The sequence below is a fragment of the Ornithinimicrobium cavernae genome (assembly GCF_003121625.1).
Lineage (GTDB): Bacteria > Actinomycetota > Actinomycetes > Actinomycetales > Dermatophilaceae > Ornithinicoccus > Ornithinicoccus cavernae.
Genome location: NZ_QDDJ01000021.1, coordinates 16575 through 32925, shown reverse-complemented (window position 1 = coordinate 32925; position 16351 = coordinate 16575). Strand labels below are relative to the sequence as shown.

At 71.4% G+C, this 16351-nt stretch carries 15 protein-coding genes and 1 pseudogene; 13 read left to right on the top strand and 3 right to left on the bottom strand.

Annotation, left to right across the window (positions count from 1 at the left end):
- Positions 1-66 precede the first annotated feature (66 nt).
- Positions 67-1026, top strand: coding sequence for a tyrosine recombinase XerC (locus DA085_RS19880; protein WP_154402267.1), 960 nt, complete (start codon positions 67-69; stop codon positions 1024-1026).
- Positions 1027-1051: 25 nt separating this feature from the next.
- Here the strand turns inward: DA085_RS19880 and DA085_RS19875 are convergent, their stop codons facing one another.
- On the bottom strand, positions 1052-2212 hold the full coding sequence (locus DA085_RS19875; RefSeq protein WP_109474739.1) for a pyridoxal phosphate-dependent aminotransferase: 1161 nt from the start codon (positions 2210-2212) through the stop codon (positions 1052-1054).
- Positions 2213-2435: 223 nt separating this feature from the next.
- Between DA085_RS19875 and rpsB the strand changes: the two genes are divergently transcribed.
- The 6 genes from rpsB to rlmN all read left to right on the top strand — a co-directional run bounded on the left by rpsB (position 2436) and on the right by rlmN (position 8052).
- Positions 2436-3386 carry a 30S ribosomal protein S2 gene (gene rpsB, locus DA085_RS19870; RefSeq protein ID WP_109474738.1) on the top strand — a complete coding sequence of 317 codons (951 nt, stop codon included), beginning with the start codon at positions 2436-2438 and terminating at the stop codon, positions 3384-3386.
- Between the two features lie 57 nt (positions 3387-3443).
- Positions 3444-4271 carry a translation elongation factor Ts gene (gene tsf / locus DA085_RS19865; RefSeq protein ID WP_109474737.1) on the top strand — a complete coding sequence of 276 codons (828 nt, stop codon included), beginning with the start codon at positions 3444-3446 and terminating at the stop codon, positions 4269-4271.
- Positions 4272-4547: 276 nt separating this feature from the next.
- Complete coding sequence (pyrH, locus tag DA085_RS19860) at positions 4548-5285, top strand: UMP kinase (protein ID WP_109474793.1); 738 nt, start codon at positions 4548-4550, stop codon at positions 5283-5285.
- A gap of 81 nt (positions 5286-5366) precedes the next feature.
- Positions 5367-5933, top strand: coding sequence for a ribosome recycling factor (gene frr / locus DA085_RS19855; RefSeq protein WP_109474736.1), 567 nt, complete (start codon positions 5367-5369; stop codon positions 5931-5933).
- 24 nt (positions 5934-5957) lie between these two features.
- Entirely contained in the window at positions 5958-6833 is an 876-nt protein-coding gene (locus DA085_RS19850) for a phosphatidate cytidylyltransferase (protein ID WP_109474735.1), read from the top strand.
- Between the two features lie 52 nt (positions 6834-6885).
- Positions 6886-8052: a dual-specificity RNA methyltransferase RlmN gene (gene rlmN, locus DA085_RS19845; RefSeq protein ID WP_109474734.1), complete on the top strand. Its 1167-nt coding sequence runs from the start codon at positions 6886-6888 to the stop codon at positions 8050-8052.
- Between the two features lie 45 nt (positions 8053-8097).
- Here the strand turns inward: rlmN and DA085_RS19840 are convergent, their stop codons facing one another.
- Positions 8098-9258 carry an LOG family protein gene (locus tag DA085_RS19840; RefSeq protein WP_109474733.1) on the bottom strand — a complete coding sequence of 387 codons (1161 nt, stop codon included), beginning with the start codon at positions 9256-9258 and terminating at the stop codon, positions 8098-8100.
- 108 nt (positions 9259-9366) lie between these two features.
- Between DA085_RS19840 and DA085_RS19835 the strand changes: the two genes are divergently transcribed.
- From DA085_RS19835 to DA085_RS22065, 4 genes and pseudogenes are all read left to right on the top strand, one after another.
- The gene (locus tag DA085_RS19835) at positions 9367-9738 is read left to right on the top strand and encodes a hypothetical protein (protein ID WP_109474732.1); all 372 of its coding nucleotides are present in this window, start codon (positions 9367-9369) and stop codon (positions 9736-9738) included.
- A gap of 116 nt (positions 9739-9854) precedes the next feature.
- Positions 9855-10160 carry a hypothetical protein gene (locus DA085_RS19830; protein WP_109474731.1) on the top strand — a complete coding sequence of 102 codons (306 nt, stop codon included), beginning with the start codon at positions 9855-9857 and terminating at the stop codon, positions 10158-10160.
- Complete coding sequence (locus tag DA085_RS19825; RefSeq protein ID WP_109474730.1) at positions 10157-11428, top strand: hypothetical protein; 1272 nt, start codon at positions 10157-10159, stop codon at positions 11426-11428. Before DA085_RS19830 ends, DA085_RS19825 begins: the two co-directional genes overlap by 4 nt.
- A gap of 799 nt (positions 11429-12227) precedes the next feature.
- A pseudogene (locus DA085_RS22065) lies at positions 12228-12398 on the top strand (hypothetical protein); the annotation flags it as partial.
- A gap of 96 nt (positions 12399-12494) precedes the next feature.
- Here the strand turns inward: DA085_RS22065 and DA085_RS19810 are convergent.
- On the bottom strand, positions 12495-13655 hold the full coding sequence (locus tag DA085_RS19810) for a citrate/2-methylcitrate synthase (RefSeq protein WP_109474728.1): 1161 nt from the start codon (positions 13653-13655) through the stop codon (positions 12495-12497).
- A gap of 64 nt (positions 13656-13719) precedes the next feature.
- Between DA085_RS19810 and DA085_RS19805 the strand changes: the two genes are divergently transcribed.
- Positions 13720-14967 carry a citrate synthase gene (locus DA085_RS19805; protein WP_161958588.1) on the top strand — a complete coding sequence of 416 codons (1248 nt, stop codon included), beginning with the start codon at positions 13720-13722 and terminating at the stop codon, positions 14965-14967.
- Positions 14968-15160: 193 nt separating this feature from the next.
- On the top strand, positions 15161-16216 hold the full coding sequence (locus DA085_RS19800) for an amidohydrolase (protein WP_337189796.1): 1056 nt from the start codon (positions 15161-15163) through the stop codon (positions 16214-16216).
- Positions 16217-16351 lie beyond the last annotated feature (135 nt).

Below are 16351 nucleotides of genomic sequence, written 5' to 3'. Positions count from 1 at the left end.
CCACCTCACCGCTCGGGTCTGCGCGTCCTGCGACTGTCTGCGTGCGCGCCGTGGCACCGTGGACGGGTGGACCAGGACGCCGGACAAAGCACCCGGAAGGCAGCAGGTGACGGCGAGCCCCTCGTGCCCGAGGACGTGCTCGCCGCGTTCCGCCGCCACCTCGGGGCGGAGCGGAACCGCTCCGAGCACACGGTGCGGGCGTATCTCGGTGACATCACCGCCATGTCGCGGTCCCTCCGTGACGCCGGCGTCGTTGATCTTGCCGACATCACGCTGGCGGACCTGCGGACCTGGCTGGGCTCACTGTCCGAGGAGGGGGCCGCCTCCTCCACGATCGCCCGACGGTCGGCCGCGGTGAGGACCTTCCTGCGCTGGGCCACGCAGACCGGGCACATCCCCTCCGACCCCTCGCTGCGCCTGGGCGCCCCACGCAAAGGACGCCATCTGCCCGGTGTGCTGAAGAAGGGGGAGGCTGCGGACCTCATGGAGCTGGCCGCCGTCGCGGCGGACGATGACGACCCCGTGCACCTGCGCAACCGCGCGGTCCTCGAGCTCCTCTACGCCAGCGGGATGCGCGTGGGCGAGCTCACCGGGCTCGACGTGGACGACCTGGACCTGCCCGGCCACGTGGCCAGGGTCCTGGGCAAGGGGGCCAAGGAGCGCACTGTCCCGTTCGGTGCACCGGCTGCCGAGGCGTTGCACGCCTGGCTCGCGCACGGTCGGCCGAGGTTGGTGACGGTTGAGTCCGGTCCCGCGCTGTTCCTGGGGCGCCGGGGCCGGCGCGTGGACCAGCGGCAGGTCCGCACCGTCGTCCACGACCTGCTGGCCCACCTCCCCGAGGCCGCCGACCTCGGGCCCCACGGTCTGCGGCACAGCGCGGCGACCCACCTGCTGGAGGGGGGAGCTGACCTCAGGACCGTCCAGGAGATGCTCGGTCACGCCAGCCTGGCGACCACCCAGATCTACACGCACGTTTCGGTGGACCGGCTGCGGGCGGCCTACCGGCAGGCGCACCCGCGCGCCTGAGCCGCGCCCCCGACGGAGGCCGGCCCTAAGGTGCCAGGCTGCGCAGGCGACGGGCGCCTTCGCGCAGCACCTCCTCGCGCTTGCAGAACGCGAACCGGACCAGTGTCCGAACCGGTTCCGGGTCGTCACAGAAGGCGGAGACCGGGACGCCCACGACGCCGACCTGCTCTGGCATGTTGCGGCAGAACTCGACCGCGTCGGTGACGCCGAGAGGTGCAGCGTCCGCGATGACGAAGTAGGTGCCCTGACACGGCATGACCGGAAGGCCGGCCCCGGTCAGGGCCTCGACCAGCACATCGCGCTTGCCCTGGAGCTCGGCGGCGAAGCCCTGGAAGAACTCCTCCGGCAGGGCGAGACCGTGGGCGATCGCCGGCTGGAACGGCCCGGAGCCGACGAAGGTCAGGAACTGCTTGACGGCGCGGACCGCAGCCAGGAGCTCGGCCGGTCCGTGCACCCAACCGACCTTCCACCCGGTGAGCGAGAACGTCTTGCCCCCGGAGCTGATGGTCAGGGTGCGCTCGGCCATGCCGGGAAGCGTCGCGATCGGGACGTGCGTCGAGCCGTCGAACGTGAGGTGCTCATACACCTCGTCGGCGATCACCACCGCGTCGTGCTCGCGCGCGAGCTCGGCGACCAGCTCCAGCTCGGCGCGGGTGAACACCTTGCCCGTCGGGTTGTGTGGTGTGTTCAGCAGCACCGCGCGGGTGCGCGGCCCGAACGCCGCCCGCAGGGCCGCCTCGTCGACGGCGAGGTCCGGGAAGTGCAGCGGGACCGTGCGGCGCACCGCCCCGGCGAGGGCGATCGACGCGGCATACGAGTCATAGAACGGCTCAAAGGTCACCACCTCCTCGCCGGGCTCGACCAGTCCCAGGATCGAGGCGGCGATCGCCTCCGTGGCGCCCACCGTGACCAGCACCTCGGTGTCCGGGTCGACGTCCAGGCCGTAGAAGCGGCGCTGGTGGTCGGCGACCGCCTGCCGCAGCACCGGCATGCCGATGGCGGGGGAGTACTGGTTGAGGCCGGAGGCGATCGACTCCCGGGCGATATCGAGCAGTTCCTGCGGCCCGTCGGTGTCGGGGAAGCCCTGACCGAGGTTGACTGCATCGAACTGCAGCGCCTTCTGGGTCATCTCCGCAAAGATCGTGGAGCCGAAGCCGGCCATCCGGGTCACGAGAGGATTTCGCATGACCCGACCGTAGCCGTAGAATGCTGAGCACGTGTGGTGTGCCTGCTTGCGGGCGCACCAGATGAATTCGCGCACGAGCCCACCGGCACCACCCCGACCTCCGGTCGCGGGCCAGGTATGCCGGGACGCACCTCCGCGGTCCCGTCCCCTCCGTAGGGGTCGGGTGGAGGTCGTCGCCCGTGCCAGGAGACAACTGCACCCTAGAAGAAAGCGAGACCTCGGCATGGCCGTCGTCACCATGCGCCAGCTCCTCGAGAGCGGCGTCCACTTCGGGCACCAGACCCGTCGCTGGAACCCCAAGATGAAGCGCTTCATCATGACCGAGCGCAACGGCATCTACATCATCGACCTGCAGCAGTCGCTGACCTACCTCAACGAGGCCTACGACTTCGTCAAGCAGACCGTCGCCCACGGCGGCACCATCCTGTTCGTCGGCACCAAGAAGCAGGCCCAGGAGGCCATCGCCGAGCAGGCCACCCGCGTGGGCATGCCCTACGTGAACCACCGCTGGCTGGGCGGCATGCTCACCAACTTCCAGACGGTCTCCAAGCGGCTGAGCCGCCTCAAGGAGCTCGAGGAGATCGACTTCGACAACGTGGCCGGTTCCGGGCACACCAAGAAGGAGCTCCTCATGATGCGGCGCGAGCACGAGAAGCTCGAGCGCGCACTGGGCGGCATCCGTGACATGGGCAAGGTCCCGTCCGCCGTGTGGGTCGTCGACACCAAGAAGGAGCACCTGGCCGTCACCGAGGCGCGCAAGCTCGGCGTCCCGGTCATCGCGATCCTGGACACCAACTGCGACCCGGACGAGGTCGACTACAAGGTGCCGGGCAACGACGACGCGATCCGCTCGGTCGCGCTGCTGACCCGCGTCATGGCCGACGCCGTGGCCGACGGCCTCATGTCCCGCGCCGGTGGTGGCACCTCCGAGGAGGGCGCCGCCGAGACGGAGCCGATGGCTGAGTGGGAGCGCGAGCTGCTGGCCGGCTCCGAGGGCACCGAGACCGCCACCGCACAGGCCCCGGCGGCTCCGGCTGCCGAGACCCCCGAGGCTGCTGAGACCACCGAGGCTGCTGAGACCACCGAGGCGGCCCCGGCTGCTGAGACCGAGGCTGCTCCGGCTGCCGAGGCCACCCCGGCCGAGGGCGAGACCGCCCCGGCCGAGCAGTCCTGAGCACCCGGCACACCCACCACCCACCGAAGTTCCCTGACGAAGGAGCGAACCCGATCCATGGCGAACTACACCGCCGCTGACATCAAGGCCCTGCGCGAGGCGACGGGCGCCGGCATGATGGACGTCAAGAAGGCCCTGGACGAGGCCGAGGGCGACACCACCAAGGCGACCGAGATCCTGCGGGTCAAGGGGCTCAAGGGAGTGACCAAGCGTGAGGGTCGCTCCGCCTCCAACGGGCTGGTCGCCGCGCACGTCGACGGCAACGTCGGCACGCTGGTCGAGATCAACTGCGAGACGGACTTCGTCGCTAAGGGCGAGAAGTTCGGCGAGCTGGCCGACAAGGTGCTGGCCCAGGCCGTCGCCATCGGTGCCAGCGACCCCGAGTCCCTCCTGGCCAGCGACCTGGACGGCCAGACCGTCCAGGCCGTCCTGGACGAGGCCAACGCGACGATCGGCGAGAAGATCGAGATCCGCCGTGTGGCTCGCATCGAGGGCGAGCAGGTCGTGTCCTACCTGCACAAGACCAGCCCCGACCTGCCCGCGCAGATCGGTGTCCTGGTGGCGACTGCCGGTGGCGACGCCCAGGTGGCGCGTGACATCGCGATGCACGTCGCGGCGTTCAGCCCCACGGTGCTGACCCGTGAGGACGTCGACGCGGAGACCGTCGCCAACGAGCGCCGGATCGCCGAGGAGACCGCCCGCGAGGAGGGCAAGCCGGAGCAGGCCCTGCCCAAGATCGTCGAGGGTCGGGTCAACGGCTACTTCAAGGAGAACGTGCTGCTGGACCAGCCGTTCGCCAAGGACCCCAAGAAGTCCGTGGCACAGGTCGCCACCGAGGGCGGTGCGCAGGTCGTCTCCTTCGCCCGCTTCAAGGTCGGCGTCTGAGCGAGACCCTTCCGTCCGTATGCCGTGAGGCCGGGTTCCCTTGTGGGGCCCGGCCTCTCGGCATACCGGTGTCTGGAAAGGGTGATGGTGCGATGATGTTGTCGGCACCGGGGGACCGGTGCCCCGAGCGGTCCTCCCACCGGCCGGAGTGTGTCCCAGCCACTCCGGTGTGGCAGGATCGAGCGACCCCTGACCGCCGCAGGACTCCCAGGAGGCTTCGTGTCCGACAGCCTGACCACCACCCACGAAGTGTTCCCGTCGACGGCCCCCGACCCCTTGGTTGACAACGCGCCGGAGGGGGCCGAGCCCGGCCGCCGGGTGCTCCTGAAGCTCTCCGGTGAGGCCTTCGGAGGGGGCAGCGTCGGCCTGGACCCCGACGTCGTCAAGGGCATCGCCCGGCAGATCGCCCGGGCCGCGCGCGAGGGCGTGCAGATCGCGGTCGTGATGGGTGGCGGCAACTTCTTCCGCGGCGCCCAGCTGCAGCAGCGGGGCATGGACCGGGCCCGTGCGGACTACATGGGCATGCTGGGCACCGTGATGAACTGCCTGGCCCTCCAGGACTACCTGGAGAAGGAGGGGGTGCCCACCCGTGTGCAGACGGCGATCACGATGGGCCAGGTCGCCGAGCCCTACATCCCCCGCCGCGCGATCCGCCACATGGAGAAGGGCCGCGTGGTCATCTTCGGCGCGGGTGCGGGTATGCCCTACTTCTCCACCGACACCGTCTCCGCCCAGCGCGCCCTGGAGATCCACTGTGATGTCGTGCTGATGAGCAAGCACGGCGTGGACGGGGTCTACACCGCTGACCCGCGCACCGACCCCGACGCGGTCAAACTGGACCGGTTGACCTACGCCGACGCGCTGGCCAGCAACCTCAAGGTCGTCGACGCCGCCGCGTTCAGCCTGTGCATGGACAACGGCCTCGACATGCTGGTCTTCGGGATGGGCGGGGAGGACAGCATCACCCGGGCGCTGCGTGGTGAGAAGATCGGAACACTGGTCACGGCCGACTGACGGCCCGCCCGCCGCACGCCGCAGACCACACCAACGACCCCGCGCCACCACCGGGCGCACCGACACAAGGAGCACGAGCTGATGTCCGAAGCGATCGAGATGGCCGTCATGGAGGCCGAGGACAAGATGGGCAAGGCCGTCGAGGTGGCCCGCGACGACATGGCCACCATCCGGACCGGGCGTGCGCACCCGAGCATGTTCAACAAGCTGATGGTCGACTACTACGGGGCACCCACCCCCCTGCAGCAGCTGGCGTCGTTCCAGATCCAGGACGCCCGCACCGTGCTCATCACCCCGTTCGACAAGGGCGTCATGACCGGCATCGAGAAGGTCCTGCGCGAGGGCGAGCTGCAGCTCAACCCGAGCAACGACGGCCACGCGATCCGCATCGTCATGCCGCAGCTGACCGAGGACCGCCGCAAGGAGTACATCAAGCTGGCCCGCACCAAGGGTGAGGACGCCAAGGTGTCGGTCCGCAACGTGCGTCGCGCCACGATGGACGCCATCTCCAGGGCCGTCAAGGACGGGGAGATCGGCGAGGACGAGGGGACCCGCTCCGAGAAGGAGATCGAGGCCATCACCAAGAAGTACGTCGACCAGATCGACGAGGTGCTCAAGCTCAAGGAAGCCGAGCTGATGGAGGTCTGAGGCCTCCCGGTCAGAGGAAGCACGATGGACGCCTCGTCGCGTCGCGCCTACCGGGCGCAGCTGCGGAAGGCCGAGACCGCGACGGACAAGAAGCCCTCCCGGGCGGGGCGGGACCTTCCCGCGGCGATCGGTGTGGGCGTCGTCCTCGGCGCACTCATCATCGCCACCGCGCTGCTCTGGGCACCCTCCTTCGTCGCTCTCGTGACGGTGGTGGTCGCGATCGGGTCGTTCGAGATGGTCAGCGCGCTGCATGCCGGGCGCATCCACGCCCCCCTCGTGCCCGTCCTGCTGGGCGCCGCGCTCGTGCCCCTCGCGTACGTCGGCGGCAGTGACGCCCTCACCGTCGGGTACGGCCTGGTCTGTCTGGGGATCCTGGTCTGGCGGGCTATCGAGGGGCCGGTCCGCGCGGCCCGCGACGTCGCCGGCGGTGTCTTCATCGTCACCTATGTCGCGCTGCTGGCCAGCTTCACCTCGCTGATGATCGACGCACCGGACGGTGGTCAACGGATCATCGTCTACGCCCTGCTGACCACCATGAGTGACATCGGGGGGTATGCCGTGGGTGTGCTCATCGGTAAGCACCCGATGGCACCCTCGATCAGCCCGAAGAAGTCCTGGGAGGGTTTCGCCGGCTCCCTGGCCACGAGCGCGATCGCCGGTGGGCTCGGTGTCCCGTTGCTGCTGGGGGGCGAGTGGTGGGCCGGGGCCCTGCTGGGACTGCCCGTTGCGCTGTTCGCCACCGTCGGCGACCTCGCCGAGTCCACACTCAAGCGCGACCTGGGGATCAAGGACATGGGCAGCCTGCTGCCCGGGCACGGTGGGCTGATGGACCGCCTCGACTCGCTCCTGCTGACCGCGCCGCTGGTCTGGATCCTGCTCGGGATCCTCGTGCCCGTCTGACTGCCGGGCGCACGGATGGGTTTCCGGCCGCGCTCCTGAGACACTGGTGGGGATGACCACTGACCTGCCCGTCCCCAGCACCCGTCCCGCACCCGGCACGCTGACGTTCAGCGCACCCCGCCGGGGCAAGGCGCCGCAGCACCTGTCCGACCTCGACATGGACGGCCGGCGCGCCTGGCTCGCCGAGCTCGGGCACAAGCCGTTCCGCGCCGACCAGGTCTCGCGGCACTACTTCGAGCGCCTGGTCACCGACCCCGAGCAGATGACCGACCTGCCGAAGGCGGTCCGCGACGACCTGGTCGGCACACTGCTGCCCACGCTGTTCACACCGGTCCGGAACCTGTCGACCGACGACGGTGCGACGGTGAAGCAGGTGCACCGTCTGCACGACGGCGCCATGGTCGAGTCCGTGCTCATGCGCTATCCGGGGCGGGTCACGATGTGCATCTCCAGCCAGGCCGGGTGTGGCATGAACTGCCCGTTCTGTGCCACCGGGCAGGCGGGGCTGACCCGGAACCTGTCGACGGCCGAGATCGTCGAGCAGGTGGTCGCGGCGGCGCGCTTCCTGCGGCACGGCGACCTGGCTGGCGGCAGTGACGGGGCGGGGTCGACAGAGGAGGCGCTGCGGGTCAGCAACGTGGTGTTCATGGGGATGGGTGAGGCCCTGGCCAACTACCGACGTTCGGTCGATGCGATCCGCCGGCTCGTGGACCCCTCTCCGCACGGTCTGGGGATGTCCGCCAGGGGGATCACGATGTCGACGGTCGGGCTGGTTCCCGCCATCGACAAGCTGTCGCGGGAGGACATCCCGGTGACGCTGGCGTTGTCGCTGCACGCCCCGGATGACGAGCTGCGCGACGAGCTGGTGCCGATCAACACGCGGTGGAAGGTGGATGAGGCGCTCGACGCGGCACACCGCTACTACGAGACCACGGGCCGGCGGGTCAGCATCGAGTACGCCCTGATCAGGGACATCAACGACCACGCCTGGCGGGCCGACCTGCTGGGCGAGAAGCTCAACGCCCGCGGGCGCGGATGGGTGCACGTCAACCCCATCCCGCTCAACCCGACGCCGGGGTCGAAGTGGACCGCGTCCCGGCCCGGTGTCGAGCAGCAGTTCGTGGAGCGGCTGCGGGCGCACGGCATCCCCACGACCGTGCGGGACACGCGCGGCTCGGAGATCGACGGGGCCTGCGGACAGCTCGCCGCCACGGTCTGACCTCACGCGTCCTTGCAGGACGGGACACCCCGACGACTCCGGGCCTCAGCCCACGAGCAGGTCCGCCGCCTCGTCGACGCTGTCGACGAGGCGGACCGCGTCACCCATCGGCCGGTCCCGTCCCAGGGCCTGCAGGAGGGGAAACACCGGCAGGTGCTCCGTCCAGTGCACCCGGTCGACCAGGACGATGGGAGGCACCCGACCGTCCACCTCGTAGTAGAGGCGCGTGGCCATCTGGAACACCTCCTGGACCGTGCCGGCGGCCCCGGGCAGGACGATGAGCCCCGCCGTGCTGTGGTGCAGGAGCAGGTCCTCGCGCAGGGCGTTGCTGAAGAACTTGGCGATCAGGTCCCCGAAGGCGTTGGGTGGCTCGTGACCGTAGTGCCACGTCGGGATGCCGAGGCTGCGCAGCTGCCCCGGGACACGGCCGCCGCCGTCGGTCTCGTGCACGAGGTCGATCGCCGCCTGCGCCCACGCCCCGATCCCGGTGTCGAAGTGCGGCACGGTCGCCAGCCGCTCCAGGGCAGTCGGGAGCTGCCCCGCGGTCCGGCACCAGGCGCCCAGGTTCGCCGCCTCCATGGCGCCCGGTCCACCGCCCGTCGCCACGACATACCCGGCCTCGGCCAGGGTGAACCCCAGGTGCGCCGCCGCCGCGAACTCCGCCGTGCCGCGAGCCAGCGCGTGCCCGCCCATCACCCCGACGACCCTGCGCCCGGCGACCACATCGACCAGGGCGTCGGCCATGGCGTCGTCGTGGATGGCCCGCAGCACCGTGACGTAGGCGTCGTGACGGATGGTGGCGTCCTGCAGCCAGGCATAGGCCCGCGCGTCCGTGGTGGCCTCGTAGCCGTGCTCGGCGAGCCCGTCGTAGAGCTCGGCCGCGGTGTACAACCTGCCGCGGTAGGGGCGGACCGGCGCCGCGGGATCGGTGGGGAAGATGATCGCGCCGTGGGTGCGCAGGTGCCGTTCGAGTGCTGTGGTGAGCACCCCACCCAGGACCACGACCCCACTCAGGTCGTCCCGCGCCAGCAACTCCGACTCCAGCCCGGTCAGGTCCAGACCCTGCAGCCGCGATCCCGCGAGGGAGGATCCCGCCCCGAGGAGCGCCGTGAGCGTCTCCAGGTCGCTGATCTCGTGGATCAGGCCCGGCACCGGGGGACGGAGGGCGCGGTGGTAGCGGACCTCGTGGTCCTCGCGGTCAACCATGCACCGACCCTAACGGCGGGATCGCGCAGGGCGGGGCTCACGGGCAACGGGCAGCGCGCACTCCGCGTCGCCGCGCGCAGACTGCTGACAGGTGCCACCGTGGGAGGCATGAGCGACACCACTCAAGGGCCCACCGAGGAGTCCGGCCAGCAGGACACCGGTAGGGACGACTCCCAGGAACAGCAGGTCGGCGCCGACGAGACCCAGGACGTGCCGTCGACGGAGCAGGACGTGGCGTCGGGCCAGCCCTACGACCCGCGCCAGGACCCCGGCCCGTCGGGACGGCCCGAGCGTCCCGGTGAGGTCGGCGGGTCTGCAGCGGATCGGGAGCAGAGCGACGCCACGGACGCAGCACCCTACGACCCTGATGAGGACCCGGACGCCGACCCCGACATGCTGCAGGAGAGGAGCCCCGCCGCCCGAGGCGTCAACCGGCGCGACCCCGCCGAGGGACCGGACGACGAGTCGGCCGACACCTGAGCCCTCCCTCCCACCTGGGCCGGGGGCTGTGGACAACCGAAACGCGACCCGGGTAATTCGCCTAGCGTGGACGTCGCCGCGGGGGTTCGCGGTGAGGGACCTGCAGGGGAGGGGCGATGAGCACGTTCGAGGTCGACCCGGCGTTGGTGGAGGCCGCAGCAGCGACGCTGCGCAGCACTGCTGAGGAGTTGCGGGGCGCGGCAGACCGGGTCGGTGGGGCGCTGCTGCTGGCTGGCGCCGCCGGTGGCTCCGCCGGTTTCGCGGCAGGTGCCCAGGAAGCCGCGCGCCACTGGTCAGATGCGCTGCAGGAGTATGCCGAGGCGGGAGTCGCCCTGTCCGTCGCCACTGCCCGGGCGGGCCTTGCCTACGACCTGGTGGAGCTGCAGAACAGGCGGGTGCTCGCTCCGGTGGTGCGTCCGTGACCGCGCTGGCCACGCGCCCGGAGGACCTGCGCCTGGCGGCCCGGACGCTGCATGGGGCGGCTGCGGAGCTCGAGGAGGTGGCGGCGCGCCTCGGTCGGTCCGGTGCGACGGCCTCTGGTGGCTGGCAGGGGGTCGCCGCACTGGGGCATCAGGTGGCCACGGAGCGCGTGAGGGCGGTCGTGCTGGGTCGCTGTGCCCCGGCGCACGACGCCGCCGGTTCCCTCGCGGTCCTGGCCGACCAGGCAGAGCACGCGGTGGCGGCGGTGCGCTCCGCGCAACGGGCACGTGACGAGGCCACCGCGGAGCGGATCAGACAGATCACCCTGCTCGGCACAGTGACCGACCCCCTGGAGATCGCTGCGATCCGGGAGCGGATCATGTGCTCGGACCGGGTGATCCGACGGGCGGAGGACGAGATCGCCTGGGTCGAGGAGCGGCTCGAGCAGGGGCGCCGTGCAGCCGAGGAGGTGCTGCGTAGCTCCTGGCTCGGTATCGGTCTGGGGGAGCTGGGCGACCTGGTCCGGGCCGGCCAGGAGATCGCACCGGTCTGGCGCGGCGGCAGTCTGCTCGTCGTCGGCACCCGGGTCCTGCTGGCGACGGCAGGGCTGGCCAGAGAGCTCAGCCCGGTCGCCCGTCTGGCGCTCGAGGCCAGGCTGCTCCGGCTCCTCAGGGTGGTCCGCAAACCGCCGATCATCTTCGTCCTGAGCCGGCTCGCGTTCCGGGTCGTCATTCCGCTCACCGTCATCCCGGCCGCGTGGTCGGACCTGCGCGACGGCGGCGGCTACGAGGGGTGGCGAGGTGTCACCCTGCGGGTGACGGCGGCGCTGGCGATCCCCGGGAGCGTGGCGATGGTGGTCCCGCACCCGGTCGTCGCCGGTCTGGGTGCGGTGACGGTCGGTGCCTACTACCTGGCCAAGGGCGGCTTTGCCATCTACGACCACCGGCTGCTGCTGGCCCAGATCGCCCAGCGCGTCTTGGCGCGGCGTCACGACATCATCCGGACCGCCCGCAAGGTGCTGCAGCCGAGCCCCGCCCTTCCGCTCGGACCGCTCGGTTCCCTGGGCCCGATGGTCCCGCGCGCCAAGGAGCTGCTCTCCGACCTGCCGGACCTGGACGAGCTCGCGCGCTACCTCCCGGCGATCGGCGGACCCATCGCCGTGCCCGATGTGCCCATCGGCACGGGTGCGCGCCTGCCCGCCGTGCCGCCTCCGGCTCTGGGCGTGATCGGGTCCGGCATCCTCCTGCCCTCCCTCCGAAGGCTGTTCTGATGTCGACCGGGGACCAGCCCCCACTGCGCCCCGTGCTGACCCTGACGGAGGAGGAGCTGCTCGTGCTCACGGACGGCGACCTCGGGGTGGTGCCGCCGCGACTGAGCGTGCCGGGGGACCCAGGAGCCGAGGAGCTGGTTCGTGCGGTCGCCCTGCGGACCCTGATGGCCCGCGGGCTGGTCGTGCCACGGCGGGGCGACGAGACCGACGCCCGGGTGACAGGTCCCGGGATGACGACCTCCAGGGACGCGGGGGCGTCGGACGATCCAGACTCCAGTGCGACGGCCTCACGGGACGTCGGGGTGTCCTGGGAGGCGACCGAGCCGCTCGGGCTCACCCTGAGCCTGCGCGAGCTCGCGCCCGTCGTGCTGGGGCTCCAGCGGGTGCTCGGCCCCCGCCGGGACGACCCTGTGCCGCACGACCAACCGGAACCCACGGTCGCCGTGCGCTACCTGCACCTGCACGCTGACGTCGCCGTGATCGAGGACGTCACTGCGGACGGGATGCACAGCCTCCTCACCGTGTTCCCGGACCGCTACCCGGAGGCGGTCGCCGACTTCATCCGTCCGCCCGGAGCCGTCCCGGGCGAGGGGGAGACACGCTTCCTCGGTGAACCCGTCGGCAGCAACCCGGGCCGCCACCCTGCCGGTGAGGCAGCGGTGGCGGACCTCCTGGCTGCCCTGGGGCACCCCACGGTGCTGGTCGAGGTGGCGCTCCTGAGGGTCGTGGGCGGCGGCGCGGCACCCGCAGAGCCGACCCAGCAGATGCTCGCCCTAGGACCCGGCGGCACCTTCCGCTCCTGGGACTCCCGCTCCTATCACCCGGTCGACCCGGACCGGGTGATCACGGACCTGCTGGCGGAGGCACTCTCCACAGAGCGGCACGAGCTCACGGGCAGGGCTCCCGAGGGCGACGCTGGAACACCGGACGCTGGCACACCGGGCGCTGGAACACCGGGCGCTGGAACACCGGGCGCTGGAACACCGGGCGCAGGAACACCGGACGCTGGAACTCCGCGGGGCGCTGGTGCTCCGGCGGCTGGCGGCCCGTCCGACCGTGGTGGTCCTCAGGGCAGTGGTGCGGGCGCCGGCGGACCGACATAGCGTGCGGAGGGGCGGAAGATCTTGCTGCCCTCGGCCTGCTCCAGGATGTGTGCTCCCCAGCCGACGACGCGCGCGCTGGCGAACGTCGGGGTGAACATCTCCCGGGGGATGGCGCACAGTTCCATGACGACACCGGCGTAGTACTCGACGTTCGTGTGCAGCTCACGTCCCGGCTTCAGCTCGGCGAGCGCCTCGATGACCTCCTGCTCCACCCGGACCGCGAGGTCCACGAGGGGGCCGCCGAGCTGCAGCGCGATGTCGCGGAGCATCGCCGCGCGGGGATCCATCGTGCGGTAGACGGCGTGGCCGAAGCCCATGATCCGCTCGCCGCCGGCGACCTTCTCCCGCACCCAGTCGCGGGCGCGTTCCGCGTTGCCGATCTCGTCCAGGGAGTCCAGGGCGCGGTCGGGCGCACCCCCGTGGAGGGGCCCGGCGAAGGTGCCGATTGCGGCGGCGACGGCGGCGGCCACGTCCGAGCCGGCCGAGGTCACCACGCGCGCGGCGAACGTCGAGGCACTGAACCCGTGGTCGATCGTCGAGGTGAGGTATGCCGTGAGGGCGTCCCGGTGCTCCGGTGCCGGTTCGCGACCAGTCACCATCCACAACCAGTTGCCGGCGGCGCCCAGCTCCGGGCGCGCGCGCAGCGGGTCTTGCCCGGCGCGCAGCCTGTGCAGCGCCGCCTGGATCACCGGGACAGCGCCGACCACCCGCAGCACGTCCGCGTACACCTGCTCGGGGGAGGCGCCGTAGGTGGGGACGAAGCCCTCCAGCGCCCCCAGGTGCGACACCGCGGTGCGCAGTCGGGCGAGCGAGGCGCGGTCCGGGCCCGAGACCGCGATGTCGGGCAGCACGGCGAGGAGTCGGTCCGGCAGGACGGCCGCCTCCGCGAGCCGGCCCTGCAGTGCCGCGGACTGCTGCGGGGCCGGCAGGGAGCCCTCCAGCATCAGGTGGCACACGTCCTCGAAGCTGCGGCTGCGGGCGAGCTCGACGGCGGAGTACTCGCGGAAGTGGTAGAAGCCCTCCCGGCCGCGCACGTCGCCCGTCGCGGTGTCGGCCACCACCACGCCTTTCAGTCCGGGTGGCACGGTCAGGGGCTCGATGGTCTGGTGGGTCGGGGTCGTCATGGCGCGATCGTGTCCTAGCATTGATCTACATGTCAACGTTGATCGGATCAATATGGTGGCGGGCGTGAGGAGTGCGGAGCAGTCGTCACGGGAGGTCGCCGCGAGCGGGCCCACCGACGAGACCACAGGCGAACTCACCACGGGACAGGTCGCCGACTACCTCGGCGTCAAGGTGCAGACGGTCTACGCCTACGTCAGCCGCGGTGTGCTGACACCGATCCGCAGGGAGCCCGGGACCGGGAGCCTGTTCCGGCTCGGCGACGTCCGCGCACTCGTGGACGGTGGCCGTTCAGGCCGCCGCGGCCGGACGACCGCACCGCGGGACGACCTGCGCACGACGATCACCGAGGTCACACCCGGTGCTCTGGCCTATCGCGGGCACGACATCACCCGACTGGTGGGAACGCACTCGTTCGAGGAGGTCCGGGCCCTGCTCACCGGCTCTCCGGAGGCGGATGGCGCGCCCACCGCGCAGGAACGGGCCGAGCTCACGCAGCTGATGGCTGCGCTTCCCGCCCGCACGCCCCCGCTGGACCGGTTCAAGCACGCGGTCCTGCTGGCCGCGACCACGGACGTGGGCAGGCAGGACCGCAGCCCGTCGGCCATCGCCCGCGCGGGCCGTCGCGCAGCCCTGCTCATGGCGCTCACGCTCCCGGCCGCACGGCTGTCGCCGGAGGGCACGCCGACCCTGGCAGCCACCCTCGCCACCGCGCTCCATCCCCTCCCGGCGGACCTCCTCGACGCGGTGCTGGTGCTCCTGGCCGACCACGACCTCGCCGTATCGACCACGGCGGTGCGGGTCGCTGTGTCCTCCGGCGCGGATGCCTACAGCGCCCTGCTTGCCGGACTCGCCGCATCGGACAGCCCGCACCATGTCGCTGCCTCGCTGCAGGCGGTCGACTGGCTGTCCCGTGCGCTCCGCGGACCGCAGGAGCTCCTCGACGAGGCCCTCGCCGGAGAGCGGCCGCCGCCCGGCTTCGGTCATCTCGTCTACACCGAGCAGGACCCGCGCGCCCAGCTGCTCCTGGACCTGCTGAGGCCCGACTGCCCGGAGGAGGAGTGGGCTGTGGTCAGGCTGTTCGAGCAGGAGCTCCTGGACCGGCGTGGGTGGGTGCTGAACATCGACCTGGCTGTCGCCCTCGTCGTCCGCCGGTTCGGCCTACCCCGGCACGCCGGGGCGGCCGTGTTCGCGTGCGCCAGGACGGCCGGCTGGGTCGCTCACGCGATCGAGGAGCTGGAGGAGCCCGCCATGCGGTTCCGTCTGCGCGGCCTCTACAGCGGGCCACGGCGAATGGGGCGCGGGCGGCCCTAACACGATCGACGGGGCGGGCGCGGGTCCTGACACGATCGACGGGGCGGGCGCGGGTCCGGACCCGATCGACGGACCACCCTGTCGTCCCTAGAATGCCCCGAGGTGGCCCCGCCGCGCGCTACGGATCGCACCGTCTCGCAGGGTGCCGGGCCGTCCACTGCTCGGGAGTCCGCACCCGCATCGGAGGAGCAACATGTCGGTCGCCATGGATGTCCTGGCCGGTCTCGAGGCCACCACTCTCTGGCAGGAGAAGCTCTACAAGGACCTCCACCAGCATCCCGAGCTGTCCATGCAGGAGGTCCGGACCCGCGGAGTGATCCGCCAGCGCCTGGAGTCCTTCGGTTACGCGACCCAGGAGATCGGCGGCGGCGTCGTGGGCGTGCTGTTCAACGGGGAGGGGCCCACGGTCCTCGTCCGGGCCGACATCGACGCCCTGCCCGTCACCGAGGCGACCGGGCTGGACTACGCCTCAGCCACCGTGGGCGTCATGCACGCCTGTGGGCACGACACCCACATCGTCTGTGGACTCGGCGCCGCCGAACTCCTGAGCCAGGGCAGGGACGCCTGGGCGGGCACGTATATCACGCTGTTCCAGCCGGGGGAGGAGACCGCCGCCGGCGCACGGGCCATGGTCGGCGACGGTCTGGTGGGCAAGATCCCGCGGCCGACGGTGTGCCTGGCCCAGCACGTCCTCGGCTCTCCGGAAGCCGGGCACGTCGCGACCACCGCAGGGCCGGTGCTCTCGGCCGCGGACTCGCTGCGGATCACGGTGCACGGCAAGGGTTCCCACGGATCGATGCCCCACCTCGGGGTGGACCCGGTGGTGCTCGCCGCCAGCATCGTCGTCCGGTTGCAGACGATCGTCTCCCGGGTGCTGGCCCCGGACGAGTTCGGCGTCGTGACCGTCGGCAGCCTGCAGTCGGGCTCCACGGCCAACATCATCCCGGACCGCGCGGAGCTCCTCGTCAACGTGCGGACCTATGACCCGGACGTGCGAGAGCGGGTCATCGCGGCCATCGAACGCATCGTGCGCTCCGAGTGCGAGGCTGCCGGGTCACCGCAGGATCCCGAGTTCGCCTCCTACGACACCTTCCCGCTGACCGACAACGACGCAGAGCCCACGGCGATCGTGACGGCTGCGTTCCGTCAGCACTTCGGGGAGGACCGTGTCCACCACATGGCACCGGCCACCGCCTCGGAGGACTTCAGCGTCATCCCGGACGCCTTCGGCGTGCCGTACACCTACTGAGGCAACGGTGGATTCCTGCCGGGCAGCACCATCGTCGGCAATCACAACCCCGGCTTCGCCCCGGACCTGCAACCGACGCTGCGGACCGGCACGGAGGCACTGGTCGTGGCGGCCCTCGCCTATCTGGGCCGGGAC

Coding starts and splice junctions, on each gene's coding strand:
- rpsB (WP_109474738.1), top strand. CDS start 2,436: ATGGCCGTCGTCACCATGCGCCAGCTCCTCGAGAGCGGCGTCCACTTC.
- DA085_RS19810 (WP_109474728.1), bottom strand. CDS start 13,655: ATGACGACCCCGACCCACCAGACCATCGAGCCCCTGACCGTGCCACCC.
- DA085_RS19875 (WP_109474739.1), bottom strand. CDS start 2,212: ATGCGAAATCCTCTCGTGACCCGGATGGCCGGCTTCGGCTCCACGATC.
- DA085_RS19830 (WP_109474731.1), top strand. CDS start 9,855: ATGAGCACGTTCGAGGTCGACCCGGCGTTGGTGGAGGCCGCAGCAGCG.
- DA085_RS19840 (WP_109474733.1), bottom strand. CDS start 9,258: ATGGTTGACCGCGAGGACCACGAGGTCCGCTACCACCGCGCCCTCCGT.
- rlmN (WP_109474734.1), top strand. CDS start 6,886: ATGACCACTGACCTGCCCGTCCCCAGCACCCGTCCCGCACCCGGCACG.
- DA085_RS19800 (WP_337189796.1), top strand. CDS start 15,161: ATGTCGGTCGCCATGGATGTCCTGGCCGGTCTCGAGGCCACCACTCTC.
- tsf (WP_109474737.1), top strand. CDS start 3,444: ATGGCGAACTACACCGCCGCTGACATCAAGGCCCTGCGCGAGGCGACG.
- DA085_RS19850 (WP_109474735.1), top strand. CDS start 5,958: ATGGACGCCTCGTCGCGTCGCGCCTACCGGGCGCAGCTGCGGAAGGCC.
- frr (WP_109474736.1), top strand. CDS start 5,367: ATGTCCGAAGCGATCGAGATGGCCGTCATGGAGGCCGAGGACAAGATG.
- DA085_RS19835 (WP_109474732.1), top strand. CDS start 9,367: ATGAGCGACACCACTCAAGGGCCCACCGAGGAGTCCGGCCAGCAGGAC.